Consider the following 26,324-nt stretch of genomic DNA (forward strand, 5'->3'; position numbering starts at 1 on the left):
TCCGTCGCCCCACGCAGGATGGACGCGGCGGCAGGCGCGGTCGGCGCACTCGCCGAGCACGGGCACATCCGGCGGAGCGGGACCGTTCCGCGGAGCCCCTGCTCGGGTCAGACGCCGCCGACCGGGGCAGCCGGAGCGGCGGTCAGGGCGAGGCGCGAGAGCTGGGCGTCGAGGGTGCCGGCCGACGCCGAGGGGTTCCCCCGCGTGACCCACCAGGTCGTCGCGACGACGACCACGAGCAGGACGGCGGCCGCGAGCGCCAGCAGGCGTCGCTGCCGACCGCGCCGCTCGGCCAGCCGGGCGGCGCGCCGTGCCCCGGCTCTGCTCTCGCGCCCGGTGCCGTCGTCGGACCCCCCACCGGAGCGCTCGCCGGCGGCGGCCCGCGCGGGCTTCGGCAGGCGACGGACCCCGGAGGACCCTCCGTGCCGCCCGCCGCGGCGCACGGGATCGAGGGCGCCGGGGGATGTCGCCTCGTCGGCGGCCAGCTGGTCGGGCAGCGGGGCGCCCCCGGTGTGCCCCTCGTCGGGAGGGTCGAGCCGGCTCGCGGTCAGCTCGTCGTGGGCGGAAGGACGCGAGGCCTCGGCGGTCGCGTCCGAGCCCTCGTGCCGGTCGACGGCCGGGCCGGCCTCCTCCGAGGAGTCGGCAGCCGCGGTCGGGGTCACCGGCGGCTCCTCGGCCGGTCGCTCGGGCTCGGCCGAGCCCGTGGAGGCAGCCTCCGGAGCAGGTCCGGCCGGTCCGGCAGGGCCGGCCGGTTCGGCCGGCGGCGGCGGGGTCGCGACCGGGGCGCCGGTCGGGGCACCCGAGTGCTCGTCCGGCGACGCGGCCTCGGGCCACCCGAGCCCGGCGTCTCCGGGGCCACCCCCCGCCTCGGCCGGTGCGGGCTCCTCGGAGCGACGCGCCCGGTCGGCCAGTGGCGCTGAGGTGGCATCCGCTGTGGTCCGGGTGAGGGGCGCAGCGTCGGCCGTGGGCCCGTCCGCGAGACCGGGCGCCGCGAGCGGCTCCGCGGTGCCCGCGCCGTCGGAGGGTGCCGCGAGGTGGGGCGTGGCGCTTGCGCCGGCGACCACCTCGGGCCGGGTCGACCCCGGCGTTCGACGGGGCCAGCCCAGCCGGTCGGGCCGGTCGGGGCGGGTCTTGGGCTCGACGTAGAGCCGTCGGAACTCCGAGACCCATTCGGGGATGTCGGTGTAGCCGGCGGGCCGGTCGCCGTCCGAGCCGGGGCGGCCGACGGGCTCGGCATCCGGGCGGCGCCCGACCGTGGAGCCGTTGATGTGCACGCGACGCGGCTGGTCGCCTCTGTCCTCCGCGGCGTCGAACCGCTCGTCCTCAGGCACGCGGGTGCGCCTGGGCGAAGGACCGCTTGAGCCGGTCGACGGACACGTGGGTGTAGATCTGGGTCGTGGCGAGCGAGCTGTGCCCGAGGAGCTCCTGGACCATGCGCAGGTCGGCGCCGCCCTCGAGCAGGTGCGTCGCCGCACTGTGCCGCAGCCCGTGGGGGCCGAGGTCCGGGGCGTCGGGGACCTCGGCGAGCAGGCGGTGCACGACCTCGCGGATCTGGCGGGCGTCGGCCCGGCGACCCCGTCGGCCCAACAGCAGCGCCGGGCCGCTGGCCGCCGTCACGAGTGCCGGACGGCCCGCGTCGAGCCAGCGCGTGACTGCCTCGCCGGCGGGCACCCCGAAGGGCACACGCCGCTCCTTGTCGCCCTTGCCGACGACCCGCAGCACCCGGCTGTGGAGGTCGACGTCGTCGACGTCGAGGCCGACGAGCTCGCCGACGCGGATCCCGCTGGCGTACATCAGCTCGAGGGCCGCCCGGTCGCGGAGGTGCACCGGGTCGGCATCGTCGGCGGCCAGCGCCGCGACGTCGAGCAGGGCCGTCGCCGAGCGCTGGGCCAGCACCCCGGGCAGGGTCCGGTGGCGCCGGGGGGCCGAGAGGCGCAATGACGGGTCGACCGGCACCCGGCCGGTGTTCTCGCACCACCGGAAGAACGTACGCAGCGAGGCGGAGGTGCGGGCGATGGTGGCGCGGGCGACCCCGCGGCGCGAGACCGTCCCCAGCCACGCCCGCAGGTCGGCCAGCCCGACCGCGGCCAGGTCGGCGTCGTCGCGGACGTCCGCGGCGTCGAGGAAGGCACCGATGTCGCGCACGTAGGCGCGCACGGTGTTCGCCGAGCGCCCGCGTTCGAGTCGCAGATGGCGCTCGAACGCGGTGAGCGTCTCGTGGCTTGCGACGGTCACCGGGCCACCGTTACATCCCGGGGGTCCCATGCGCAACGAAAAGCCCCACAAAGGGGACGTCCGGCCCGGCTCCGGGCGAGTCGGCATCGACCCCCTGGCGCGACGCCCCGGCGCGCTCGGATCTCAGCGGGCCCCCGTCCCTCCTGGGGCCTTGCGCCAGCCGTCACCGCTGACCTCGACCAGGCCGAGCATCTCGAGGTTGGCCAGGGCGCGCGCCATCCGGGCCTCCGCCTGCCCCGACAGCACAGCCAGGCGCTGCATACCGACGCCTCGCCGGACCGGCGCGGCCGACCAGACCGCGTACTCGACGGGGTCGAGGTCGTCGGTGACGCGCCGCGGGGCGCGCCGCTCCGGCTCGTCGTACTCGCCGATGGCCGAGGCGAGCTCGACCACCTCGGCCGTGTCGGTGACCAGCACGGCCGCCGCGCGGCGGACCAGGTCGTGACAGCCGGCCGACAGCACGCTGGTGACCGGCCCAGGCACCGCCCCCACCGGGCGGGCGATCTTCTCGGCCTCGTTCGCCGTCGACAGCGACCCCGACCGCAGGCCCGCCTCGACCACCACCGTGGCGCGCCCGAGCGCCGCGATGAGGCGGTTGCGGGCGAGGAAGCGGCCCCGGAACGGCGCCGCGCCGGGGGGCACCTCGCTGACCACCGCGCCCACCTCGGTGATCTTCCCGAGCAGGGAGCGGTGGGCCTCGGGGTAGGCGCGGTCGACGCCGCAGGCCAGCACCGCCACGGTGGGGCCGCCGCCGGCGAGGCAGCCGCGGTGAGCGGCGCCGTCGATGCCGAAGGCGGCGCCGCTGACGACCACCCACCCCTGCTCGGCCAGCCCGGCCCCGAGGTCTCCGGCGACGCCGAGCCCGTAGTCGGTGGCGGCCCGCGCGCCGACCACGGCGACCGAGCGGTCGGTGAGGCCCCCGAGGTCGGGGTCGCCCCGGACGAAGAGGCAGTACGGCGGGTCGCGCAGGCGCTCGACCGTCATGGGCCACTCCGGGTCGCCCGGCACCAGCACGCGGACGCCGAGCCGCCGCACCGCGCCGGCCAGGCCGTCGAGGTCGAGCTCGGGGAGGCGGACGTACAGCTCCTGGGCGGCGCCCGCCCGCCGTTCGCGCAGGGCCGCCAGCGTCGCGGCCCCCTCGTGCGCGGCCAGGAGCTCGCGGATGCGCCCGTTCTTGGGCTCGAGGAGGAAGGACACGGCCACCCGCGCCCAGCGGTCGTCGGCCTCGAGCGAGGAGACCCGGCCGCGGCTCATGCCGCCGCCTGCTCGCCGCGCCGCAGCGAGAGGCCCAGGGCGACGTCGTCGCGCGAGGGCACGGTGCGCCCGCCGAGGTCGGCCGCCGACCACGCCACCCGCAGCACGCGGTCGTACCCCCGCAGCGTCAGCCGCCCGGTGTCCAAGGCGCGGTCGATCACCCCGGTCGCCTCCCGTGGCAGCCGGTAGGGCGCCCGCCGCAGGACGTAGCCGGGCACCAGCCCGTTGAGCGCCCAGCCACCGCCGGCCCAGCGCTCCTGCTGCACCGCCCGGGCGGCCAGGACGCGGGCCGCGACCGCGGCGCTCGCCTCCCCCGCCTCGTCGGAGAAGGCGGCGCGACGTACCGGGGGCACCTGCACCTGCAGGTCGACCCGGTCCATCAGCGGCCCCGAGAGCCGGGCCGCGTACGCGCGCAGCTCGCGCGAGGAGCACCGGCACTCGAGACCCTTGCCGAAGGCCATCCCGCACGGACACGGGTTGGCGGCCAGCACCAGCAGGAACCGGGCGGGGTAGCGCACCACTTGGCGCGCCCGGGCGATGACGACCTCGCCGGACTCGAGGGGCTGGCGCAGCCCCTGCAGCACCGCACCCTTGAACTCGGGCGCCTCGTCCAGGAACAGGACCCCACGGTGGGCCCGGGACACCGCGCCGGGCAGGACCACGCCACTGCCACCGCCGACCAGCGCGGCCGACGAGGTGCTGTGGTGGGGCGCGACGAACGGTGGGGTGAGGTCGAGGGCCGCGACCTCCCCGACCGGCGCCACGAGGGAGCGGACGGCGTGCACCTCGAGCGCCTCGTCGCGCTCGAGCGGGGGCAGGATCGTGACCAGCCGCTCGGCGAGCATGGTCTTGCCGACACCGGGTGGCCCGGCCATCAGCAGGTGATGACCGCCCGAGGCCGCGAGCTCGAGCGCCACCCGCGCCTCGGGCTGCCCCACCACGTCGGCGAGGTCGACCCCGCCGGCGGCCACCACGTCGGCGGGCCGGGCCGGCGCGGCGACCGGCAGCGCCACCCCCGCCGTCGCGGCCTCGCGGTACCACCGGACGACGTCGCCGAGCGTGCCGGCGCCGTGCACCGTCACGGCCTCGACCAGCTGGGCCTCGGCCACGTTCTCGAGCGGCACCACGACGTGGCGCACCCCGTGGCGGGCGGCCTCGAGCACCGCCGGAAGCACGCCGCGCACGCCCCGGAGCCGGCCGTCGAGGGCGAGCTCACCGAGGTGCACCACGGGCCCGGCCACCGCGGCGCTGACCACCCCGGCGGCCGACAGGACCGCGACGGCGATGGCGAGGTCGAACCCGGAGCCGCGTTTCGGGATGGACGCGGGCGACAGGTTGACCGTGACCCGGTGGGGCGGCACCGGGGTGCCGGTCTGGGCGGCGGCGGCGCGGATGCGGTCGCCGGCCTGGGAGCAGGCGGTGTCGGGCAGGCCGCCCACGATGAAGGCCGGCAGCCCCTGCGCGATGTGCGCCTCGACGTCGACCAGCGTGCCGTCGAGCCCGGTGAGCGCCACCGACCGGGTGCGCCCGAGCCCGAGCGTCACGACCCCACCCCCACGACGTGGCGCAGCGTGACCGGCCGCCCCGGCCGGCAGAGCACGCCGATGACGTCGACCCGCATCTGCGCGGGGTGCAGGTCGTGGGCGCGCACGTAGGCCGCCGCCAGCCGGCGCAGCCGCATCGCCTTGGCCACCGTGACGGCCTCGACGGGGTCGCCGAAGCCGGTGCCCCGGCGTGTCTTGACCTCGCACACCACGAGGCAGTCGCCGTCACGGGCGACGACGTCGACCTCGCCGTGCTCGCAGCGCCAGTTGCGCTCGACCACCTCGAGGCCCTGGTCGCGCAGGTAGCGCGCGGCGACCTCCTCGCCGTAGCGACCCAGCCGCATCCTGGGCGGTGCCCCCGCCGTGTCCGTCGCTCCCGTGTCCATGCGTCCAGCCAAGCCCGCGCGAAGCCGGACACCCAGACCGGAGCGGACATCTGTGGACGACGGGCGCCCCGGGCGTGGCCTGTGGACGACCGTCCTCCCGGCTCGACGTGCCGCGCTCGGCCGGCCCTCGCCGCGTCATCCCGCCGGGTCATCCCCCGGGTCAGACGGTCAGAACTCGCCCTTCGGCATCTCGAGCTCGCTCTTGGCCAGCTCCTCGACGTTCACGTCCTTGAACGTGACGACCCGGACCGTCTTGGCGAAGCGCGCCGGCCGGTAGATGTCCCACACCCACGCGTCGTGCATCGTGACGTCGAAGAAGACCTCGCCGCCGTCGCTGCGCACCTTGACGTCGACGCTGTTGCACAGGTAGAAGCGCCGCTCGGTCTCGACGACGTGGCTGAACAGCCCCACGACGTCGCGGTACTCGCGGTAGAGCGCGAGCTCCGCCTCGTTCTCGTACTTCTCGAGGTCCTCCGAGCTCATCGCTCTCCTGCCGGGGTCAGGGCGTCCACCACGCCATCATCGTCCATCGAACCGGGCAGCCGCCACGACCGCCGGTGCCACTCGCACGGGCCGTGCAGGCGCAGCGCCTCCAGGTGCTCGGGGGCCGCGTACCCCTTGTTGCCCACCCAGCCGTACCGGGCGTGCTCCCCGCCCTCGGCCCCGAGGTCGACCATGATGCGGTCTCGGGTGACCTTGGCGAGGACGCTGGCCGCGGCCACCGACGAGCACGTCAGGTCGGCCTTCACCAGCGTCGTCACGGGGGGCGTGACCAGGGCCTCCTCGTGCGAGAAGGCGAGGAGCCCGACGTCCTCGGGTGCGGTGAGCCAGTCGTGGTTGCCGTCGAGGATGACCAGGTCCGGGCGCACCCCGCACGCCGCCAGCGCCCGCGTGCCGGCCAGCCGCAACGCCGCGATGATGCCCACCTCGTCGATCTCGGCGGCGCTGGCGTGCCCCACCGCATGACACAGGGCCCAGCGCTCGATGCGCGGCACCATCGCCTCGCGCACGTGCGGCTGGAGCAGCTTGGAGTCGCGCACCCCCGGCGGCGCCGACCGGCAGGACTCGTCGATGACCACGACACCCACGGTCACCGGACCCGCGAGCGCACCGCGCCCGACCTCGTCCATCCCGGCCAGGACGCGGTGGCCGTCACGCTGCAGCGCCCGCTCGACCCGCAGGCTGGGCTTGCGCGACCCCCCGGAGGCGGCCGGCCCCCGGCCCGCCCCGCGCCGGGCGGTCGGGCTCACGGCCCGGAGCCGGCCGAGGGGACGCCCGAGAACGTGGTCGGGTGGTCCGAGAGCCAGCCGAAGCGCGGGAAGGGCCAGACGACGGCGACGGCGCGGCCGGTGACCCGGTCGATCGGCACCGACCCCTCGGTGCCCTTGCCGGACGGGTCGTGGAAGCGCGAGTCCTCGCTGTCGGAGCGGTGGTCGCCCATGACCCAGACCCGACCCTGCGGGACCGTGATGTCGAACGTGATCGAGCTCGGTACGTCGCCGGGGTGGATGTAGGGCTCGGTGATGGGGGCACCGTTGATGGTGAGGCGGCGCTGGGCGTCGCAGCAGACCACGTGGTCGCCCGGCAGGCCGATGACCCGCTTGATGAGGTGGTCCTCGGACTCGCTGGGCAGCAGCCCGACGAAGACGAGGCCGTCGTGGACGACCTTGCCGAGACCGGTACGCGGGGCGGTGGGGACGCTCGCGCCCAGCCAGCCGCCCGGGTCCTCGAAGACGACGACGTCGCCGCGCTTGAGGTCGACCGGGGTGGGGGTGAGCTTCGAGACGACGACGCGGTCGCCGACCAGGAGGGTGTTCTCCATCGAACCCGAGGGGATGAAGAAGGCCTGGAGCAGCCAGGTCTTGACGACGAACGAGAGCACCATCGCCATGACCAGGACGAGCGCGACCTCCTTGACGGCGGAGCCGACCCAGCGGCCGACGGACGCGACGGAACCACCCGGGCCGGGACGGTCGGTCCCGGCCTCGTCCGGGGCCCCGGACACGTGCCGACCGGGGCGGGGCTCGTCGACGCTCTCGCGGGCCTGTTCGCGGGCGCTCACGAGGGCGACCCGACGGGGGCCGCGGTGGCCTCGGGGCTCGCCGCACCCACGCTCCCGAGCCGCCCCAGCGGCCAGAAGCGCCACACGACGGTGCCGACCACCTGCCCGCCGGCCCCCTCGGCCTCGACCGACGGGACGAGCCGGAGGGTGCCATCACGCTCCTCGACGAGGGTGGTACGCCCGGCGTCGGCGCTGCGGTCGGTCTTCAGGACGAGCACACGGTCTCCTGGCTCGAAGGTCGGCGCGAAGGCGGCCGAGGGGACGACGTAGGACTCGAGCACGAAGCCGCGGACGAGGGCCGCGACGACGAGCCCGACGGCGACGGTGGCCAGCACCCGGGGACGACGCGACCCGGCGCTCGCCACTAGGGCGGGCGCCGGGTCGGTACGAGGGGGTGCCGTCACCCGGTCGAGGGTAGCCTCCCCACCCGGACGCGACGGCCCGGGTGCGGGGTCACGCTCAGGCGTTCGCCGGGGTGTCCCGCTTCTCCTTGATCTTGGCGGCCTTGCCGCGCAGGTCGCGCAGGTAGTACAGCTTCGCGCGACGGACGTCACCGCGGGTGACGACCTCGATGTGGTCGATGATCGGGGTGTGGAGCGGGAAGGTCCGCTCGACGCCGACGCCGAAGGACACCTTGCGGACGGTGAAGGTCTCGCCGACCCCGCCACCGTGGCGACGGATGACGACGCCCTTGAAGACCTGGATGCGCGAGCGGGTGCCCTCGACGACCTTCACGTGGACGTTCACGGTGTCACCGGCGCGGAACGCGGGGATGTCGGACTTGAGGGACGCGTGGTCGAGCTCGTCGAAACGCTGCATGACGGTGTCGCTTTCTCGCGGGCTGCCACAGGTCATCCGCAGGTGTCGGTGGTGCGCTGGTTCGTTCGGAGCGACCCACCGGGCCTCATGCCGGGTCGGACCGGGGTCCGGGGCACTCCCCCTGTGGCGGGGGCCGTTCGTCGACGGGTCGCAGCACCCCAGTCTGCCAGAGGGTGACGGGAGCGGCGAAATCCACCGGCTAGCGTGACGCCCGTGACGATCGACCCCGGCCTGCCCGTCGCCCTGGCCGTCGTGCTCCTCCTCGGGGTCACGGTGGTGGGGTACGTCGTGGGTCGCCTGCCCGGGCCCGACTCGCCGGTGCTCGCGATGGCGCGCGCGATCGCCCAGCTGGGGGTGGCGGCGCTGGTCATCACCACGGTGGTCCGCTCGCTCGCCCTGTCGGTGCTGCTGTTGGTCGTGATGTTCACGATCGCGGTTGTCACCACCGTGCGCCGGGTGGACGCGCGAGCGGCCTGGCCCTGGGCGACGGTGGCGATGCTGGCCGGCCTGCTGCCCGTCGTGGGGGTGGTGCTGGCGACGCGCACGGTGCCGCCCACCGGGCTGGCGCTCATCCCGGTGGTGGGCATCATCGCCGGCAACACGATGAACGGGCACACCCTCACCTGCCGGCGGGCGTTCGCGGCGCTGCGCGAGGAGAAGGGCCAGTACGAGGCCGGTCTCTCGCTGGGGCTGACCCGGGCACAGGCGGTGGACGAGGTGATCCATCGCCGCGTGCCCGAGGCCCTCGTGCCGGGTCTCGACCAGGTGCGCACCGCCGGGGTGGTGACCCTGCCGGGGGCGTTCATCGGGGTGCTGCTGGGCGGTGGCACCCCGGCGCAGGCGGCGGCCGCCCAGGTGCTGGTGCTCGTCGGCATCATGGCGGCCCAGACCGTGACCGCGGTGGTGGCCGAGCGCCTCATCGGGGCGGCCCTGCTGCTGCCCCCGGACCTCAAGGAGTCGCTGCGCCCCTGAGCCGCGGTGGGCACGCCGACACCCCGGCTCCTTCGCGAGACAAGACCTCGCAGCCCTTGTCCTGCCGGTTTTTCGGGGTGACCCCGAAAAACCGGGAGGGGTGGGGCGGAGGTGGAGGGGCTGCGGGCTGGGGCTCAGCGGCGGCGCTTGGTGAGGTCGACGCTGCCCGGGAAGCTGCCCTCGCCCGGCCGCAGCCGGTAGCCCGCCCGCCGGTAGCGCCGGATGTTGCCCTCGCTCACCCGGCCGGTGTTGATCCAGTAGGTGGCGACGGAGTCGGGGGCACCGGCCTCGGCCAGCCCCAGCAACGCCCGGCCGAGCCCGCGCCCCTGCAGGTCGGGCGCCACCATCAGCCGGCCCGACTCCCACACGCTCGGGTCGCCGGGGCGCACCCGGCCGCGCACCGACCCCACGGGCCGTCCGGGGCCGCCCCCCGCGGACGGCGTCCGGACGACCCAGGTGGTCCACTCCCCCAGCCCGCGCACGACGTCGTCGAGCCCCTCGTCGAGCGGCGGGATGCGCCACGAGCCCGAGACGCGGCCCTCCGGCATCCAGCACGCGCGCTGCAGCACGAGCAGCTCCGGCGCGTCGGCCGGCACCGCCACCGTGACCTCCAGGTCGTCGAGGCCGCCCACCGTCGCGGCCACCGCGACCAGGTCGGGGCGGCGCGCAGCGGTGCGGGCCACCCGCTCGTCGTGCCGCCAGCGCGCGATCGCCCCGTGGTCGCCCGACAGCAGCACGGGGGGCACGTCGCGCACGGTGTCACCGTCGGCCCAGGACGCCGGCCGGGTGTACACCGGGTACTCGAGCAGGCCGCCCTCGTGCGACTCCTCGACGAGGGACGCGGCGTTGCCGACGACCCCGGGCAGCAGGCGTGCGACGGCCTCGACCATCGCCAGCACGGCGACCTCGCCCCCGTTGAGGACGTAGTCGCCGAGCGAGACCACCGTGACCGGCATCCGCGCGGCGGCGTGCTCGTAGACGCGCTCGTCGATGCCCTCGTACCGCCCGCACGCGAAGGCCAGCCACGGCTCGGCGGCCAGCCGGTGCGCCATCGCCTGGGTGAACGGCACCCCGCCGGGCCCGGGCACCAGCAGGTGCGGCACGGCCGCGTCGGGCCCGGCCCCGTCGGAGACCACGTGGTCCAGCGCCGCCGCCCAGGGCTCGGGCTTCATGACCATCCCGGCCCCGCCGCCGAACGGGCTGTCGTCGACCGTGCGGTGCCGGTCGGAGGTGAACTCGCGCAGGTCGTGCACGTGCAGGGCAAGCAGGCCGTCACGCCGGGCCCTGCCGATCAACGACAGGTCGAGCGGGGCCAGGTACTCCGGGAAGATCGAGACGACGTCGAGGCGCACGGCTCAGCCCTCGAGGTCGAACAACCCGGCGGGTGCGTCGAGGACGAGGCGGCCGGCGGCGAGGTCGACCTCGGGGACGAGCGCGGCCACGAAGGGCACCTGCCCCTCGCGCCCGTCGGCCAGGCGCACGACCAGGCGGTCCTGCGCGGCACCGACCACGAGGGCGACGACCTCGCCGAGGGGCGCGCCCGCGGGGTCGACGACCGCCAGCCCCACCAGGTCGCGCTCGGCGAAGGTGTCGGCCTCGTCGTCGGCCGGCTCACCGAGCTCGGAGGCGTCGATGACGAGGCGGGTGCCGCGCAGGCCCTCGGCGCCGGTGCGGTCGGGGATCTCCTCGAACGCCAGCAGCCACACGCCCTGGTGCACCCGGGTCGAGCGGATGGTGAGGGCGCGCGGGACCCCGGTGCCCTCGCCGGCCTCGGTGGCCAGCACGGTGCCGTCGGCGAAGCGCCGCTCCGGCTCGTCGGTGTGCAGCTGCACGGTGACCTCACCGCGCAGCCCGTGGGGCTTGCCGATCCGGGCGAGCACGACCTGGTCGCTCACGGTCTCCTCCTCGGGGACGACGGTGGGTGGGGCGCCGCCGCACCCGACGGCCGGTACGGCGCCGCGGGCTGGGACGACGACGGCGGGGTGCCCCGGGGAGTCTCCTCCCGGCACACCCCGCCGTGGGGGACGCGGGTCAGCGGACCCGGTCGGTGTCGACGATGTCGATGCGGACCTGACGGCCACCCGAGAGGGCGCCCATCACGGTGCGCAGGGCGCTCGCGGTGCGGCCGGAGCGGCCGATGACGCGACCGAGGTCCTCGGGGTGCACGCGCACCTCGAGCAGCTCGCCGCGACCGCGGTCACGCCGACGGACCTGGACCTCGTCCTTGTGGTCGACGATGCCCGTGACGAGGTGCTCGAGAGCCTCCTCGAGCACGGTCAGGCCTTCTCGCCCGCGACGTCCGCGTCGGCGTCGGTGCTGTCGGTGGCGGCGGCGCCGGAGTCGGTGTCGGCAGCGGCGGGCGCCTCGTCGGCCTTCGGCTCCTCGACCTTGGCGTCCTCGGTCTTGGCCTCCTCGGCCTTCGGCTCCTCGGCGGCGGCCTTGGCCGGGCGCTTCTTCGGGGTGGTGGCCCCGGAGCCGTCGTCGGAGGTCTTGCCGGCGGCGGCGAGCGCGGCCTCGTAGAGCTCCTTCTTGGAGGTCTTCGGCGCGGCGACGCGCAGGGTGCCCTCGGTGCCGGGCTCGCCCTTGTACTTCTGCCAGTCACCCGTGATCTTCAGCAGGGCGGCGACGGCCTCGGTGGGCTGGGCGCCGTTGCCGAGCCAGTACTGGGCCCGCTCGCTGTCGATCTGGATGACCGAGGGCTCCTCGGTGGGGTGGTACTTGCCGATCTCCTCGATCGCCCGGCCGTCCCGCTTGGTGCGGGAGTCCATGACGACGACGCGGTAGAACGGAGCGCGGATCTTGCCCATGCGCTTGAGGCGGATCTTGACGGCCACGGTGTGGTCTCCTGGTGCGTTGTGAGCGCGGCGAGACCGCACGGATCGTGCGGGGGGCCGGATGCTCGGTGTAGGCGTCCGGTCCGTGCTGAGCTGAGGCGCTCGGCCGGACGGGTACAGCCCGCCATTCTGCCAGAGCCCGCCCGCGGGGCCGAATCGGGCGGGATGCCGTGGCGCCGGGCCGTCCTCGCCGCCGGCCTCAGCGGTTGCGCCAGGCGTCCGGCTCCTCGACCAGGGCCCGCACGTGCCGCGGCAGGTCGCCGTCGAGGACGTCGGCCAGGGTGGTGCGGTCGAGGACGTCCCGCAGGCTCGAGCGGACGGCCACCCACAGCGACGGCAGGTGCTGGGCGACGCCCTCGTAGGCGGTGTCCTGCGGGCGCAGCCCGCGCACCTCGGCCAGCGGCCCGTCGACCGCCCGGAACACGTCGCCCAGGGTCACCTCGGTGGCCGGCAGGGCCAGCACGTAGCCGCCGTGCGCCCCGCGGCGGCTCAGCACCAGCCCGGCCCCCCGCAGGTCGGCGACCACCGCCTCGAGGAACTTGCGCGGCAGGTCCTGGCGGCGCGCCAGTGCCTCGACGCTCACCGGGCCCGCGTCGTCGCGATGGGCCGCGGCCAGGGTGAGCATCGCCCGGACGGCGTAGTCGGTGCGGGCGGAGATGTCCACGACCGCATCGTGGCACAGCACCCGGCCCGGTCCGCGGGCGTCGACCACGGCCGGCCGGGTCTTGCGGACCAGGAAGTCCTACCGATACAGTCGGATTTAATTCCTACTGAACAGATCGGATATCAACGATGCGCAAGCTGGTCCTGCTGGCACTGGTCGGGCTCGGCGCCCAGCTCGTCGACGGCTCCCTCGGGATGGCCTACGGGGTCACCTCCGCCACCCTGCTGCTGGCCATCGGCACCAACCCGGCCGCCGCCTCCGCCACCGTCCATCTCGCCGAGATCGGCACCACCCTGGCCTCGGGCGCCTCCCACTGGAGGTTCGGCAACGTCGACTGGGGCGTCGTCGTCCGCATCGGCATCCCGGGTGCGGTCGGCGCGTTCGCCGGCGCGACCTTCCTGTCGAGCCTCGACACCTCGGTCGCGGCCCCGGTGATGTCGCTGCTCCTGCTCGCCCTCGGCACGTACGTGCTGGTCCGCTTCACCGTCCGGGGCCTGCGGCGGGACCGTCTGGGCGCCCCGCTCCGGAGCCGCTTCCTCGCCCCCCTCGGCCTCGTCGCCGGCTTCGTCGACTCCACCGGCGGGGGCGGCTGGGGGCCGGTCGGCACGCCGGCGCTCCTCGCGAGCGGCCGCCTGGAACCGCGCACGGTCGTCGGCTCGATCGACACCAGCGAGTTCCTCGTGTCGGTCGCCGCGAGCGTCGGCTTCCTCCTCGCCCTGGGCTCGAAGGGCATCGACGTCACCTGGGTCCTGGCGCTGCTCGCCGGCGGTCTCGTCGCCGCGCCCGTCGCGGCCTGGCTCGTGCGCAAGGTGCCGCCGCGCGTCCTCGGCTCGGCCGTGGGCGGCGTCATCGTGCTGACCAACAGCCGCACCCTCCTCAAGAGCGACTGGGTCGGCGCCTCGGAGGGCACGCGCTGGCTCGTCTACGCCGGGCTGTACCTCGCCTGGGCGGGCGCCGTCGCCTGGTCGGTGCGGGCGCACCGGGCCGAGGTCGCCGGGCTCGACCGCGAGCTGGCCGCGCTCGAGGACGCCCAGGACGCGGGCGCGTCGCGCGGCTGAGCGGTCAGCCGACGGGCCGCCCCCGCAGCACGACCAGGGTGGGGTGGGCCAGCACGCCGACGTCCTCGCGCGGGTCGGCGGGGTACACGACGAGGTCGGCCTCCTCCCCCTCCCCCAGGCCCGGGCGTCCCAGCCACGCGCGAGCGCCCCAGGTGGCGGCGTCGAGGGCGTCCAGCGTCGAGAACCCGCAGCGGGTGAGCCGCTCGACCTCCTGCCCGACCAGCCCGTGCGGCAGCGAGCCCCCGGCGTCGGTGCCGACGTAGACCGCGACGCCGGCCTCGCGGGCGGCCGCCACCGTCTCGTACCGGCGCGCGTGCAGGTCGAGCATGTGCCGGTGGTAGGCCGGGAACTTCTCGCGGGCCGGCTCGGCGATGCGCGGGAAGGTGTCGATGTTGACCAGGGTCGGCACGACGGCGATGCCCTGCCGGGCGAACGCCTCGATGCTGTCGGGGACCAGACCGGTGGCGTGCTCGACGCAGTCGGTGCCGGCGGCGGCGAGGTCGTGCAGGCTCTGCTCGCCGAAGCAGTGGGCCGTGACGCGCGCGCCCTCCTCGTGCGCGGCGGCCACGGCCTCCGCCAGCACGTCGGCGGGCCAGCACGGGGTGAGGTCGCCGGCGTCGCGGTCGATCCAGTCGCCGACGAGCTTGACCCATCCGTCGCCGGAGCGGGCCTCGAGCCGGACGCGCTCGACGAGGCCGTCGGGCTCGACCTCCCAGGCGAAGTCGCGGATGTAGCGCCGGGTGCGGGCGATGTGGCGGCCGGCCCGGATGATGCGGGGCAGGTCGGGCCGGTCGTCGACCCACCGGGTGTCGGCGGCCGACCCGGCGTCGCGGATGAGGAGGGCCCCGGCGTCGCGGTCGCGCACGGCCTGGGCCTCGGTGGCGGGCCGGTCGACCGCCCCGTGCGCGTCGAGCCCGATGTGGCAGTGGGCATCGACCAGGCCCGGCAGCACCCAGCCGTCGACCGTGGTCACGTCGTGGTCGCCGACGGGCCGCTCGACGGTGACGCGGCCGCCGAGCACCCAGGCCTCGGGCGCCTCCTCGTCACGGCCGAGCAGGACGGGACCCGTGAGATGCAGCACCGATGCCATGGGGCGACCCTAGCGACGGAGCCACGGCGGGACCGTCACACGGCGCGTGGCACTAGCCCGCCGCCGGGGCCCGCCCCAGGGTGTAGCGCATGTCCTGCCAGCTCACGACCCGCCCGGTCCCGTCCCGGGCGCCGTCGAGGATGTCCGCGGCGCGGGCCAGCAGCCCGTCGCGCTCCGCCTCCGGCACGAGGGCCCACATCATCCGCTGGCCCGTGCTCATCGAGAACGCCTTCCAGCCCTCGACGTCGCCGTAGACCACCGGGACCCGGCGGGTCACCGTGCGGACGTCGGTGGCCCCGGCGCCGGCCAGCAGGGCCTCCATGCCGGCGTCGCTCGCGAAGGGGTCGTCCGGCCCCATCGCCTTCGGGTCGAGCATCGCCGGCGGCAGCCAGGGACGGAACAGCGCGTTGACCTCGGCGGCCGCGGGATGCTCGGCCCCGAACGTCGTGAGGCCGATGCGGCCGCCCGGGGCCAGCAGCCGGACCCACCGGGCGAGCGCCGCGGCGGGGTCCGGGAGGAAGAACAGGACCAGCGCCGACGCGACGAGGTCGAAGGACCCGGCGGGGAGGTCGGGGTCGGCGGCGTCCATCACCCGCACCCGGGCGTCGAGACCCTCGCGGGCGAGGAGGGCGCTGGTGTGCGCGACCATGGCCGGGCTGAGGTCGACCGCCTCGACCGTTCCGCTCGGCAGGACCGCACGGGCCAGCCCGGTGGTCACCGCGCCCCGGCCGCACCCGAGGTCGAGCGCCCGCTCACCCGGCTGCGGGGCGAGGGCCTCCAGCAGGCCCAGGGCCGCCGGGCCGAAGAACGCCACCCCGCTCTGGTCATAGTCGTCGGCGACCGCGTCGAACGTCGCCCGCACCCGGGCGACCGGGTCCTGCCCCGCCGTGCTCATGGGCCCGAGTATGGCCCTCGGGCCGCGCGTTGCCCAGGGGTCGGGCGCTCAGGCCGCGGGGCCCGGGTCGGCCGCCCGCAGCACCCGGCGCAGGGTCTCGACGACCACCTCGGGGGCGTCGGTGTGCACCCAGTGCGCGGCCCCGCGCACCCGCACCAGCCGGGTCCGGGGGAACAGCGCGCGCATCGCGGGCACGTCGTCGTCGCGGACGTACTCGGACTCGGCGCCCGCCAGCCACACCACGGGGCCGTCCCACGAGACCTCACCGAGGTCGGGGAAGCCCGCGATGAGCGAGGCCGGCCCGCGCTCGGCGTCGCCGTGCACCAGGTCGAGGTTGGCCTGCCAGGACCAGTCGGTGCCCGAGCGCCGCAGGTTCTGCAGGAGGAAGGCCTTGACCGCGCGGTCGGGCTCCGCGAAGCGGGCCTCGGCGTCGGCACGGCTGGTCAGCTCGGCCAGCGGCAGGGCCCGCATCTCGCCGATGTAGCCGGTGAACCGGTCGAGGCTGCCGTACCCCTTGGGGGCGATGTCGACGACGACCAGGCTGGCGACGAGCTCGGGGTGCGTGAGCGCGAGCACCATCGAGACCTTGCCGCCGAGGCTGTGCCCCACCACGACCCACTGCTCGCCCGGTGCCGCCGCCTCGAGGGTGGCCGCCACGGCGTCGGCGTACGCCTCGTACGAGAACTCCGCCGACCAGGGCGAGCGGCCGTGGTCGGGCAGGTCGACGAGCAGCGCCCGCGCCCCGGTGCCGTCGGGCCCCGCGAGCGCCTTGGCGACCTGGGTCCAGTTGCGGCCCTGACCGAACAGCCCGTGCAGGAACGCGATCCGCGGGCCGTCGGTGCCGACCGCCAGGGTGTGCAGCGCGGCGGGCGCGGCGCTCACTTCCCCAGGAACTTCTCGAAGCCCTTCGGCAGCTGGGCCGGGTCGAGCGCGGCGGGGTCGACGCCACCGGCGGGGCCGCCGAAGCTCGAGCCCGCCGGGGAGGCCGCCGGCCGCTGGGCCGCCGCGCGCTCCTCGGCCGCCCGCTTGGCGGGGTTGCCCGACTTGGACTTCTTGCGCTGGGGCTGCTGCTTGCCGCGCTTGCCCGGCCCCGAGCCCATCCCGGGCATGCCCGGCATCCCCGGGATGCCACCGCCCTTGGCGAGCTGCTTCATCATCTTCTGCGCCTCGCCGAAGCGCTCGAGCAGCCCGTTGACCTCGGAGGTGGAGACGCCCGAGCCCTTGGCGATGCGGGCCCGACGCGAGCCGTTGATCTGCTTGGGGTGGTTGCGCTCGAACGGGGTCATCGAACGGACCATGGCCTCGACCCGGTCGAACTCGCGCTCGTCGAAGCTGTCGAGCTGGGCCTTCATCTGGCCCATGCCCGGCATCATCCCGAGGATCGACTTCAGCGAGCCCATCTTCTTGATGGCCGCCATCTGCTGGAGGAAGTCGTCGAAGGTGAAGTCCTCGGCCGCGAGGAACTTGCGCTCCATCTCGGCGGCCTGGGTGCGGTCGAAGGCCCGCTCGGCCTGCTCGATGAGGGTGAGCACGTCGCCCATGTCGAGGATGCGCGAGGCCATCCGGTCGGGGTGGAAGACCTCGAAGTCCTTCACGCCTTCGCCGGTGGAGGCGAACATGATCGGGCGGCCGGTGACCGACGCGACCGACAGCGCCGCACCACCGCGGGCGTCGCCGTCGAGCTTGGAGAGGACGACGCCGGTGAGGTCGACGCCCTCGAGGAAGGCCTCGGCGGTCTCGACGGCCGCCTGGCCGATCATCGCGTCGATGACGAACAGGACCTCGTCGGGCTGGATCGCCGCGCGGATGTCGGCGGCCTGCTGCATCAGGTCGGCGTCGACGGCGAGGCGGCCGGCGGTGTCGACGATGACGACGTCGTGCTGGCGGGCCCGCGCCTGCTCGATGCCGGCCCGCGAGACGGCCACCGGGTCACCGTGCGAGCGGGTGCCCTCGACCGCGCCCCCGACGACGTCGTGGCCGGCGGTGTTGCCGCGCTCGGGCGCGAAGACCGGCACACCGGCGCGCTGGCCGACGACCTCGAGCTGGGTGACGGCGTTGGGGCGCTGCAGGTCGGCGGCGACCAGGAGCGGGGTGTGGCCCTGCTCCTTGAGCCAGTGGCCGAGCTTGCCCGCCAGGGTGGTCTTGCCCGAGCCCTGGAGGCCGGCGAGCATGATGACGGTCGGGGGCTGCTTCGCGAACCGGATCCCGCGGGTCTCGCCGCCGAGGATGCCGACGAGCTCCTCGTTGACGATCTTGACGACCTGCTGCGCCGGGTTGAGCGCCTCGCTGACCTCGGAGCCGAGCGCGCGGTCGCGCACGCTGGTCGTGAAGGCCTTGACCACGGGCAGGGCGACGTCGGCGTCGAGCAGGGCGAGCCGGATGTCGCGGACGGTCCGGTTGACGTCGGACTCGCTGAGCCGTCCCTTGGTCCGCAGGTTGCGGAAGGTCTCGGTCAGGCGGTCGGACAGGCTGGTGAACACCGGGACAGCCTAACGACGCCGCGTCCCCACCTCGAACGTGTGTGAAGAACGTCGGGATGCCGACGCTCTTCACACACGTTCGGGGTGGGTCAGGGGGGGTCAGCCCGGGGTGACGCCGTCGCAGGTGTCGATGACGAGGCTGACGGCCTGCCCCACCCGGGCCGGGGGCAGCGGCCGCCCGTCGGCACCGGTGAGGTAGAAGGTGTCGAGGGTCTGCCCGGCGTAGGTGGCGATGTGGGCCGAGCGCACCGAGATGCCGGCCCGTGCCAGGGCGACACCGAGCTCGTGCAGCAGCCCGGGCCGGTCCTGGGCCCGCACCTCGAGCACGGTGGCCTCCGAGCTGGCACCGGGGACCACGAGGGCCCGCGCCTGCCCGGGTGAGCCGAGACCCGACTCCCCCGACGGCCGGGCCAGGTGGGCGCGCCGCCGGTCGAGGGTCTGCAGCGGCGTGCGGTCACCGCGGGCCAGCCGGGAGAGCCCGCGCACGATCCGCTCGGGGTCGGGCACGGCGCCGCTCGGGGACTCGACGTGCCACTCGTTCGCGGCCACGCCGTCGACGGTGCGCAGGATGGCCGTGCGCACGGTGTGCCCCTCGGCCGCCAGCAGGCCCGCGGTGTCGGCGAAGAGCCCCACCCGGTCGAGGTCGAGGATGTCGAGGCGGTGCGACCCGCCGCCGGAGACGACGCGCACGTCGGGCTCCCCGGCCCGCACGGAGGCCGCCAGGCCCTGGTCGAGGTGGCCGCCGCCCGTCGGGTCCTCGACCGGGGCTACCGGGTCGGTGACGGGGCGCGGGGCGTCGAGCCGGGCGCGGGCGGCGACGGCCAGCTGGTCGAGCAGGGTGGCGCGCCAGTCGGTCCAGGCCAACGGGCCGGCCGCGGAGGCGTCGGCCTCGGTCAGGGCCAGCAGCAGCTCGAGGACCTCGCGGTCGCCGTCGACCGCGGCGACGACGGCGTCGACGGTGGCGGGGTCCTGGTGGTCACGGCGGGTGGCGAGCTCGATGACCGTCAGGTGCTCGCGGACCAGGGTGACCAGGACCTCGACGTCGTGCGGCGCGAAGCCCCAGCGGGTCGCCACCACGCGGGTGGTCTCGGCGCCGGTGACGGAGTGGTCGTGGGCGCCGCGGACCTTGCCGATGTCGTGCAGCAGGGCCGCGGCCAGCAGCAGGTCGGGGCGTGAGGTGCGGCGCACCAGGCCGGCGGCCCGCACCACGGTCTCGACCAGGTGCCGGTCGACGGTGTGGCGGTGCACGGCGTTGCGCTGGGGGCGCGAGCGGACGGCGGCCCACTCGGGCAGCCACCGCTCCACGATGCCCACCTGGTCGAGCCCCTCCCACACCGTGACGAGCCCGCCACCCGAGGCCAGCAGGTCGCCGAGCAGGTCGCGGGCGGGCGCCTGCCACGGGGTGGGGAGGTCGGGCGCGCCGGCCGCGAGGTTGTCGAGCGTCGCGGGCGCGATGGGCAGGCCGGCGCGGGCGGCCACCACGGCGGCCCGCAGCGGCATGGTGGCGTCGGTCTCGGCCAGGCGCGACGAGCCCAGCACGACCTCGCCGTCGCTGGCGAACAGGCCGTGGCCGAGCGGAGTCATCTGCGGGCGACGGGGGCCGACCCGCAGGGTGCGAGCGCGCTGCGACTGCCCGGCGCGGCGCACGGTGCCGTCGAGGGCGTAGGCGACGGTCCGGCCCGCGTCCGAGACGGCGGTCAGCAGGTCGTCGGCGTCGGTGTGGCCGAGCAGCGCGGCGACCGCGTCGTGGTCCTCGCGGCCGAGCCGGTCGCGGCCCCGACCGGTCACCACGTGCACGGCGTCGCGCACGTCGAGCAGGAGCGCGTGGGCGGCATCCACCCCGCCGTGCGGCCGGTCGGCGAGCCAGGCCTCCGCGAGGGCGGTGAGGACCGTCATGTCGCGCAGACCGCCGTGCGACTCCTTCAGCTCGGGCTCGATCGACTGCGCGAGGTCGCCCTGGCGGGCGTGCCGCGCGGCCAGCGCCTCGACCAGCTGCGGCAGCCGCTTGCGGGCGTTGCCGCGCCAGTCGTGGGCCACCGTGGAGCGGGCCGCGGCCACGAGGTCCTCGTCACCGGCCAGATGGGCCAGGTCGAGCAGGCCCACGGCGGCCGTGAGGTCGGAGGCCGCGACCTGCCGGCACTGGGTGACGGTGCGGACGCTGTGGTCGAGGCGCACCCCGGCGTCCCAGATCGGGTACCAGACGCGGTCGGCCAGCGCGGTGAGGTCCTTGGCCGGCATCGACCGCTCGGAGTGCAGCAGCACCAGGTCGTAGTCGGACAGCGGCCCGGCGTCGGCGCGGCCCAGGCTGCCGACGGCGGCGAGGGCGACCCCCTCGAGGCGCGCCCCACCGGTCGCGGCCGCCCACACCTCGGCCAGCCACTCGCGGTTGAAGGCCGACAGGGCCGCCCGGCGCGACCGGCCGGCCCCCGCGACGGCGAAGTCGCGGGTGCCGGCCAGGTCGAGCCTCCGGGAGCCGATGTCGCTCGAGGAGGTCGCCATCCTCAGATCGCCTCGACCCCGCGCTCTCCGGTGCGGACCCGGGCGACGTCCTCGACGGCCGTCACCCAGACCTTCCCGTCACCGATGCGGCCGGTCTGCGCCGCCTTGAGGACGACGTCGACCACGGAGCTCGCGTCCATGTCGTCGACGAGCACCTCGAGGCGGGTCTTGGGGACGAAGTCCACCGTGTACTCCGCGCCGCGGTAGACCTCGCTGTGCCCACGCTGGCGGCCGTAGCCCTGGGCCTCGCTGACGGTCATGCCCTGGATGCCGAAGGCCTCGAGGGCCTCCTTCACCTCGTCGAGCTGGTGCGGCTTGATGATGGCGGTGACGAGCTTCATCACTTGGCTCCTTCGAGGTCGTGGCTCTGGTCGCTGACGTTGGTGCGGGCCGGTGCGGGCACCGACGCCCCGCCGATCCGGCCGCCGCGCGTCGCGAGCTCGTAGGCGGACTCGGCGTGCTCGTCCTGGTCGATGCCGGAGACCTCGACGTCCTCCGAGACGCGCCAGCCCATCGTCGCCTTGAGGGCCAGGGCGATGACGAGGGTGACGACCCCCGAGATGACGACGGTCGCCAGGGCGACGATGACCTGGACGATGGTCTGCCGGATGCCGCCACCGTAGAACAGGCCGGTGGAGGTGGCGAGCAGGCCGGCGCCGATGGTGCCCCAGAGGCCGGCGACGAGGTGCACGCCGACGACGTCGAGGCTGTCGTCGAAGCCGAAGCGGTACTTCAGGCCGACCGCGAGGGCGGAGAGGCCACCGGCGACGACGCCGAGGATGATCGAGCCGACGGGCGAGAGGGCGCCGCAGGCGGGCGTGATGGCGACCAGGCCGGCGACCACGCCGGATGCGGCGCCGACGGAGGTGGCGTGGCCGTCGCGGAGCTTCTCGACGAGGAGCCACCCGATCATGGCCGCACAGGTGGCGGCGGTGGTGTTGACCCAGACCAGGGCGGCGGTGCCGTCGGGGGCGAGCTCGGAGCCGGCGTTGAACCCGAACCAGCCGAACCACAGCAGGCCGGCGCCGATCATGACGAGCGGCACGTTGTGGGGGCGCATCGGGATCTTCCCGAAGCCGACGCGGGTGCCGACGACGAGCGCGAGCACCAGGCCCGCCATACCGGCGTTGATGTGGACGACGGTGCCGCCCGCGAAGTCGATGGGCGCGACGTCGGCCGCCCCGTCGGTGGCGCCGAACAGCACTCCGGAGATGCTGTTCCCGGCCGCGCCGAGGATGCCGCCGCCCCACACCATGTGGGCGATCGGGAAGTACGCGAACGTCACCCAGATCGGGGCGAAGACCAGCCAGGTCGAGAACTTGACGCGGTCGGCGACGGCGCCGCTGATCAGCGCCACGGTGATGACGGCGAAGGTCAGCTGGAAGGCGACGAACGCGAGCTCGGGGATGTTCCCGTAGCCCTCGTAGCCGAAGCTGTTGTAGATCGGCTCCATGTGAGCGAGGCCGAACTTCTGGAAGGGGTTGGCGATGACGCCGAGGTTCTCGGTGCCGAAGGACATCGAGTAGCCCCACAGGATGTAGACGACCCCCACGACGCCCATGGCGCCGAAGGACATCATCATCATGTTCAGGACCGACTTGGCCCGGGTCAGACCACCGTAGAAGAGGGCGAGACCGGGGGTGGTCATGAGAAGGACGAGGGACGCGCAGATGATGACGAAGCCGGTCGACGCGTAGTCGAGGGTCTCCGCCGCCTCTGCCATGGGGAAGAGTGTCGTGCTCATGGCCAGTACTGTCCTGCGGCCCGGTTTCGCCCCTCGCCGCGTCGGGTTACGCCGATGTTTCGAGACCGCTCCCCGGGTAAGCATCGCGTTTCGCGGCCGGGATGGTCCCGCATGGTGAGACCCGGCGAGCGTGCGACCCTGTGGACATGACCGCACCGCGCCCCGTCCTGCTCTTCGACGGCGACTGCGCCTTCTGCACGAGCGCGGTCGGCGTGGTCGAGCGGCTGCGCCGCTCCCCCGGTGACTTCGCCGTGCTGCCGTGGCAGCGGGCCGACCTGCCCGCGTACGGCCTGACGCCGGAGCGGTGCGCGGAGGCCCTCCAGTGGGTCGGCGCCGACGGGCAGGTGTCCTCGGCCCAGGACGCCGTGGCCCGATGCCTGCGCTCGTGCCGGGGGTGGGTGCGGCCGGCCGGCACCGTGCTGCTGGCGCCGGGCGTCAACGCCCTGGCCGGGGTGGCCTACCGCTGGGTGGCCGCGCACCGCAGCCGGCTGCCCGGGGGGACGCCCGCCTGCTCGCTCTGACCCCGAACCCCGGGGGGTGACGCTCAGTCCAGGATGGCGTCGACGAACGCCTCGGGGTCGAAGGGCGCGAGGTCGTCCGGCCCCTCCCCCAGGCCGACAAGCTTGACCGGCACGCCGAGCCCGCGCTGCACGGCCACGACGATGCCGCCCTTGGCGGTGCCGTCGAGCTTCGTGAGCACGATGCCGGTGATGCCGACGACCTCGCCGAACACCTCGGCCTGCCGCATCCCGTTCTGGCCGGTGGTCGCGTCGAGGACCAGCAGCACCTCGTCGACGGGGCTCTGCTTCTCGATGACGCGCTTGACCTTGCCGAGCTCGTCCATCAGGCCGACCTTGTTCTGCAGGCGCCCCGCGGTGTCGATGATGACGACGTCGGCCTCGAGCTCAGCCGCGGCCTTCACCGCGTCGAACGCGACGGCGGCCGGGTCGGCACCGTCGCGCTCGGAGCGGATCGTCGGCACCCCCACCCGGCCGCCCCAGGTCTCGAGCTGGTCGGCGGCGGCGGCGCGGAAGGTGTCGGCCGCCCCCAGCACGACGTCCTTGTCCTGGGCCACCAGCACGCGGGCCAGCTTGCCCACGGTGGTGGTCTTGCCGGTGCCGTTGACACCGACGACCAGGATGCAGGCCGGCCGGCCGTCGACGCGCTCGTCGGCCAGCGACCGGTCCATCGCGGGGTCGACCAGCCGCAGCAGCTCCTCGCGCAACATCCGGCGCACGCCCGCCTCGTCGGTGGCGCCCTCGACGGCGACCCGGGTGCGCAGGGCGGCGACGAGCTCAGTGGTCGCGGCGACGCCGAGGTCGGCGGCCAGGAGGGTGTCCTCGACCTCCTCCCAGGCCGCGTCGTCGAGCGAGCCGCCGGCGAGCAGCGCGAGCAGCCCCTTGCCCAGGGCGGAGTTCGAGCGGGCCAGCCGGGCCCGCAGCCGGCGCAGGCGGCCGGCCGGCGCCTCGGGGGTCTCGACGGTCGGCGCCGGGGCCGGAGCGGGGGCCGCGACGACCTCGGGCTCCTCCTCGACGACCTCGCCGGGGTGCTCGATGGTGCCGATCGCGCCGTCGGGCGCGAGGTCGGCGTCACTGGGGCCCGGGGAGCCCGGCAGCGGCGGCGCCTCACGCTCGTCCTCGACGGAGGAGCGGCCACGCCCGCGCAGCAGCCCCAGGATCACCCCCCCGACGACCACGAGGATGGCGACGGCGATGCCGACGTAGGTCATGAGCGACTCGGTCACCCCGTCATCCTGTCAAGGCCGGGGCGCCGCACCCAACTCCGGCGCCCCGGTCTCGCTCAGAAGATGCGCACCCGCTCGTCGGGAGCCAGGTAGAGACCGTCGCCCTGGAGCACGCCGAAGGCGTCGTGGAACTCGTCGAGGTTGCGCACGGCGTTGGCCCGCAGGTCCATCGGGCTGTGCGGGTCGATGGCCAGCAGGCGCTCGGCCTCGGCGGTGCGGGCCTTGCCGCCCCACACCCGGGCCCAGCCCAGGAAGAAGCGCTGGGCGCCGGTGAGGCCGTCGAGCTCGGGAGCGGGCTCGCCGCCGAGGGCGATGCGGTAGGCGGAGTACCCGATGGTGAGGCCGCCGAGGTCGCCGATGTTCTCGCCGACTGTGAGGGCGCCGTTGACGGGCCGGCCGGGGGCGTCGCGCGTCTCGAGCGCGCCGAACTGCGCGATGAGCGCGTCGGCCCGCGCCTGGAAGGCGGTGCGGTCCTCCTCGGTCCACCAGTCGCGCAGCTCGCCGCGGCCGTCGAACTGCGAGCCCTGGTCGTCGAAGCCGTGGCCGATCTCGTGGCCGATGACGGCGCCGATGCCGCCGTAGTTGACGGCGTCGTCGGCCTCGACGTCGAAGAACGGCGGCTGGAGGATGGCCGCCGGGAAGACGATCTCGTTCATCCCGGGGTTGTAGTACGCGTTGACGGTCTGCGGCGTCATGAACCACTCGTGCCGGTCGACGGGGGCGCCGAGCTTGCCGAAGTTGCGGTCGACCTCGAAGGCGGTGGCGCGCTTGACGTTACCCAGCAGGTCGCCGGGCTCGACCTCGAGCGCGCTGTAGTCACGCCAGACGTCGGGGTAGCCGATCTTGGGGGTGAACCGGTCGAGCTTGGCCAGGGCCTCGGCCCGGGTGGCCGGCCCCATCCACGGCACCGACGACAGGCTCTGCCGGAACGCCTCGACCAGGTTGGCGACCAGCTCGACCATCCGCTCCTTGGCGTGCGGAGGGAAGTGGCGCTCGACGTAGAGGCGGCCCACGGCCTCGCCGAGGGCGCCCTCGACCAGCGCGACGCCACGCTTCCAGCGCTCGCGCAGCGTCGGCACCCCCGAGAGGGTGCGGCCGTAGAAGTCGAAGTTCTCGTCGACGAAGACCGACGACAGGTAGGGAGCGTGCGCGTGCACCAGCTGCCACACGAGCCAGTCGCGCCAGGTCTCGACCGGGACCTCGGCCAGCGCGGCCTCGACCGAGCGGAGGTGGTCGGGCTGGCGGACGACGACCGCGGCGAACGCCCCCTCGGGGGCGCCCATCCCCTCGAGGTAGGCCGGCCAGTCGATGTGGCAGAGCCGGCGCAGGCCGTCGCCGTCGAGGAGGGTGTAGGTCTTCACCGGGTCGCGGTTGCTCACCTTGTCCCAGTGGCCGGCCGCGATGCGGGTCTCGAGGGCCATCACCCGCTCGGCCGCGGCCTCGGCCCCCGGCCAGGCGACCAGCGACAGCATCCGGCCGACGTGGGCGGTGTAGGCCGCCCGCAGGTCTGCGTACTGCTCCTCGCGGTAGTACGACTCGTCGGGCAGCCCGATCCCGGCCTGCTCGAGGTAGACGACGTAACGGTCGGGGTCGCGGTCGTCGGTGTTGACGTAGGGCTGGACCAGCCCCTCGACGCCGTCGCGAGCGAACGAGCCCAGCAGGGCCAGCACGCCGGAGGCGTCGCGCACCTGCGTGACCCGCTCGATGTCGGCCGCCAGCGGCTCGGCGCCGAGGCGCTCGACGCGCTCGTGGTCCATGAAGCTGGAGTACAGGTCACCGACCTTGGCCGCCACGGTGCCCGGGGCCGGCGAGCCGGCGGCCACCTCGTCGATGATCGCCCGCACGTGCTCCTCGGCGGCCTCGCGCAGGACGTCGAAGGTGCCGTAGCGCCCGCGGTCGTCGGGGATCTCGGTGGTCGCGAGCCAGGTGCCGTTGGCGTGGGCGAACAGGTCGTCCTGGGGGCGCACGCTGGCGTCGATGGCGGCGGTGTCGATGCCGGACTTCATCGGGGCGGCTCCTTCGTTGTCGGGGTGACCTTCATTCG

The 26,324-nt window shown here is 75.1% G+C and carries 27 protein-coding genes; 3 read left to right on the forward strand and 24 right to left on the reverse strand.

The features are described 5' to 3' along the window. Window positions 1-107 precede the first annotated feature (107 nt). From ATL31_RS03295 to rplS, 10 genes are all read right to left on the reverse strand, one after another. Window positions 108-1,331: a hypothetical protein gene (locus ATL31_RS03295; RefSeq protein ID WP_101394517.1), complete on the reverse strand. Its 1,224-nt coding sequence runs from the start codon at window positions 1,329-1,331 to the stop codon at window positions 108-110. After that, entirely contained in the window at window positions 1,324-2,265 is a 942-nt protein-coding gene (locus ATL31_RS03300; protein WP_101394518.1) for a tyrosine recombinase XerC, read from the reverse strand. The genes ATL31_RS03295 and ATL31_RS03300 overlap by 8 nt, the downstream gene beginning before the upstream one ends. A gap of 93 nt (window positions 2,266-2,358) precedes the next feature. Beyond that, on the reverse strand, window positions 2,359-3,489 hold the full coding sequence (gene dprA, locus ATL31_RS03305; protein ID WP_101394519.1) for a DNA-processing protein DprA: 1,131 nt from the start codon (window positions 3,487-3,489) through the stop codon (window positions 2,359-2,361). After that, window positions 3,486-5,033, reverse strand: a complete 1,548-nt coding sequence (locus tag ATL31_RS03310; RefSeq protein ID WP_101394520.1) for a YifB family Mg chelatase-like AAA ATPase — start codon at window positions 5,031-5,033, stop codon at window positions 3,486-3,488. The genes dprA and ATL31_RS03310 overlap by 4 nt, the downstream gene beginning before the upstream one ends. Beyond that, entirely contained in the window at window positions 5,030-5,419 is a 390-nt protein-coding gene (locus ATL31_RS03315; RefSeq protein ID WP_245861861.1) for a YraN family protein, read from the reverse strand. Before ATL31_RS03315 ends, ATL31_RS03310 begins: the two co-directional genes overlap by 4 nt. 168 nt (window positions 5,420-5,587) lie before the next feature. Beyond that, window positions 5,588-5,902 (reverse strand): DUF2469 domain-containing protein, encoded by a 315-nt coding sequence (locus ATL31_RS03320; protein ID WP_055814339.1) that lies wholly within the window; start codon window positions 5,900-5,902, stop codon window positions 5,588-5,590. Next, a complete protein-coding gene (locus ATL31_RS16755; protein ID WP_245861862.1) occupies window positions 5,899-6,669 on the reverse strand; it encodes a ribonuclease HII in 771 nt (256 codons plus the stop codon). Before ATL31_RS16755 ends, ATL31_RS03320 begins: the two co-directional genes overlap by 4 nt. Beyond that, window positions 6,666-7,481 (reverse strand): signal peptidase I, encoded by an 816-nt coding sequence (gene lepB / locus ATL31_RS16760; RefSeq protein ID WP_245861863.1) that lies wholly within the window; start codon window positions 7,479-7,481, stop codon window positions 6,666-6,668. The genes ATL31_RS16755 and lepB overlap by 4 nt, the downstream gene beginning before the upstream one ends. After that, entirely contained in the window at window positions 7,478-7,885 is a 408-nt protein-coding gene (locus ATL31_RS16765; protein WP_143598307.1) for a S26 family signal peptidase, read from the reverse strand. Before ATL31_RS16765 ends, lepB begins: the two co-directional genes overlap by 4 nt. A 55-nt stretch (window positions 7,886-7,940) precedes the next feature. Next, window positions 7,941-8,300 (reverse strand): 50S ribosomal protein L19, encoded by a 360-nt coding sequence (gene rplS, locus ATL31_RS03340; RefSeq protein ID WP_055814349.1) that lies wholly within the window; start codon window positions 8,298-8,300, stop codon window positions 7,941-7,943. Window positions 8,301-8,513: 213 nt separating this feature from the next. On the opposite strand from rplS, the gene ATL31_RS03345 reads away from it, so the two are divergent. Beyond that, the gene (locus ATL31_RS03345; RefSeq protein WP_101394523.1) at window positions 8,514-9,272 is read left to right on the forward strand and encodes an ABC transporter permease; all 759 of its coding nucleotides are present in this window, start codon (window positions 8,514-8,516) and stop codon (window positions 9,270-9,272) included. Window positions 9,273-9,406: 134 nt separating this feature from the next. On the opposite strand, the gene trmD is transcribed toward ATL31_RS03345, so the two are convergent. From trmD to ATL31_RS03370, 5 genes are all read right to left on the reverse strand, one after another. Continuing rightward, window positions 9,407-10,624 (reverse strand): tRNA (guanosine(37)-N1)-methyltransferase TrmD, encoded by a 1,218-nt coding sequence (gene trmD / locus ATL31_RS03350; RefSeq protein ID WP_101394524.1) that lies wholly within the window; start codon window positions 10,622-10,624, stop codon window positions 9,407-9,409. Window positions 10,625-10,627: 3 nt separating this feature from the next. After that, a complete protein-coding gene (rimM, locus tag ATL31_RS03355) occupies window positions 10,628-11,167 on the reverse strand; it encodes a ribosome maturation factor RimM (RefSeq protein ID WP_101394525.1) in 540 nt (179 codons plus the stop codon). A 136-nt stretch (window positions 11,168-11,303) separates the two neighbouring features. Then, the gene (locus ATL31_RS03360) at window positions 11,304-11,546 is read right to left on the reverse strand and encodes an RNA-binding protein (RefSeq protein ID WP_101394526.1); all 243 of its coding nucleotides are present in this window, start codon (window positions 11,544-11,546) and stop codon (window positions 11,304-11,306) included. A 2-nt stretch (window positions 11,547-11,548) separates the two neighbouring features. Then, on the reverse strand, window positions 11,549-12,106 hold the full coding sequence (gene rpsP / locus ATL31_RS03365; protein ID WP_101394527.1) for a 30S ribosomal protein S16: 558 nt from the start codon (window positions 12,104-12,106) through the stop codon (window positions 11,549-11,551). A gap of 199 nt (window positions 12,107-12,305) precedes the next feature. After that, window positions 12,306-12,770 carry an RrF2 family transcriptional regulator gene (locus ATL31_RS03370; RefSeq protein ID WP_101397202.1) on the reverse strand — a complete coding sequence of 155 codons (465 nt, stop codon included), beginning with the start codon at window positions 12,768-12,770 and terminating at the stop codon, window positions 12,306-12,308. A 128-nt stretch (window positions 12,771-12,898) separates the two neighbouring features. Between ATL31_RS03370 and ATL31_RS03375 the strand changes: the two genes are divergently transcribed. After that, window positions 12,899-13,828, forward strand: a complete 930-nt coding sequence (locus tag ATL31_RS03375) for a sulfite exporter TauE/SafE family protein (RefSeq protein ID WP_101394528.1) — start codon at window positions 12,899-12,901, stop codon at window positions 13,826-13,828. 4 nt (window positions 13,829-13,832) lie between these two features. On the opposite strand, the gene ATL31_RS03380 is transcribed toward ATL31_RS03375, so the two are convergent. The 7 genes from ATL31_RS03380 to ATL31_RS03410 form a co-directional block, all read right to left on the reverse strand. Then, entirely contained in the window at window positions 13,833-14,918 is a 1,086-nt protein-coding gene (locus ATL31_RS03380; RefSeq protein ID WP_101394529.1) for an amidohydrolase family protein, read from the reverse strand. A gap of 52 nt (window positions 14,919-14,970) precedes the next feature. Further along, a complete protein-coding gene (locus tag ATL31_RS03385; protein ID WP_101394530.1) occupies window positions 14,971-15,813 on the reverse strand; it encodes a class I SAM-dependent methyltransferase in 843 nt (280 codons plus the stop codon). A gap of 48 nt (window positions 15,814-15,861) precedes the next feature. Beyond that, window positions 15,862-16,695 carry an alpha/beta fold hydrolase gene (locus ATL31_RS03390; protein ID WP_101394531.1) on the reverse strand — a complete coding sequence of 278 codons (834 nt, stop codon included), beginning with the start codon at window positions 16,693-16,695 and terminating at the stop codon, window positions 15,862-15,864. After that, window positions 16,692-18,293: a signal recognition particle protein gene (gene ffh / locus ATL31_RS03395; protein WP_101394532.1), complete on the reverse strand. Its 1,602-nt coding sequence runs from the start codon at window positions 18,291-18,293 to the stop codon at window positions 16,692-16,694. Before ffh ends, ATL31_RS03390 begins: the two co-directional genes overlap by 4 nt. Window positions 18,294-18,392: 99 nt before the next feature. Then, on the reverse strand, window positions 18,393-20,792 hold the full coding sequence (locus ATL31_RS03400) for a [protein-PII] uridylyltransferase (RefSeq protein WP_101394533.1): 2,400 nt from the start codon (window positions 20,790-20,792) through the stop codon (window positions 18,393-18,395). A 2-nt stretch (window positions 20,793-20,794) separates the two neighbouring features. Then, the gene (locus tag ATL31_RS03405; protein ID WP_101394534.1) at window positions 20,795-21,133 is read right to left on the reverse strand and encodes a P-II family nitrogen regulator; all 339 of its coding nucleotides are present in this window, start codon (window positions 21,131-21,133) and stop codon (window positions 20,795-20,797) included. After that, window positions 21,133-22,515 carry an ammonium transporter gene (locus ATL31_RS03410; RefSeq protein ID WP_245861864.1) on the reverse strand — a complete coding sequence of 461 codons (1,383 nt, stop codon included), beginning with the start codon at window positions 22,513-22,515 and terminating at the stop codon, window positions 21,133-21,135. The genes ATL31_RS03405 and ATL31_RS03410 overlap by 1 nt, the downstream gene beginning before the upstream one ends. 167 nt (window positions 22,516-22,682) lie before the next feature. Here ATL31_RS03410 and ATL31_RS03415 point away from each other — a divergent pair, with 167 nt between their 5' ends. Then, window positions 22,683-23,057, forward strand: coding sequence for a thiol-disulfide oxidoreductase DCC family protein (locus ATL31_RS03415; protein WP_101394536.1), 375 nt, complete (start codon window positions 22,683-22,685; stop codon window positions 23,055-23,057). Between the two features lie 23 nt (window positions 23,058-23,080). Here the strand turns inward: ATL31_RS03415 and ftsY are convergent, their stop codons facing one another. Continuing rightward, window positions 23,081-24,280 (reverse strand): signal recognition particle-docking protein FtsY, encoded by a 1,200-nt coding sequence (ftsY, locus tag ATL31_RS03420; RefSeq protein WP_425440320.1) that lies wholly within the window; start codon window positions 24,278-24,280, stop codon window positions 23,081-23,083. Window positions 24,281-24,336: 56 nt separating this feature from the next. Next, window positions 24,337-26,286 carry a M13 family metallopeptidase gene (locus ATL31_RS03425; protein WP_101394537.1) on the reverse strand — a complete coding sequence of 650 codons (1,950 nt, stop codon included), beginning with the start codon at window positions 26,284-26,286 and terminating at the stop codon, window positions 24,337-24,339. Window positions 26,287-26,324: the final 38 nt, after the last annotated feature.

Source organism: Phycicoccus duodecadis (assembly GCF_002846495.1).
Lineage (GTDB): Bacteria > Actinomycetota > Actinomycetes > Actinomycetales > Dermatophilaceae > Phycicoccus > Phycicoccus duodecadis.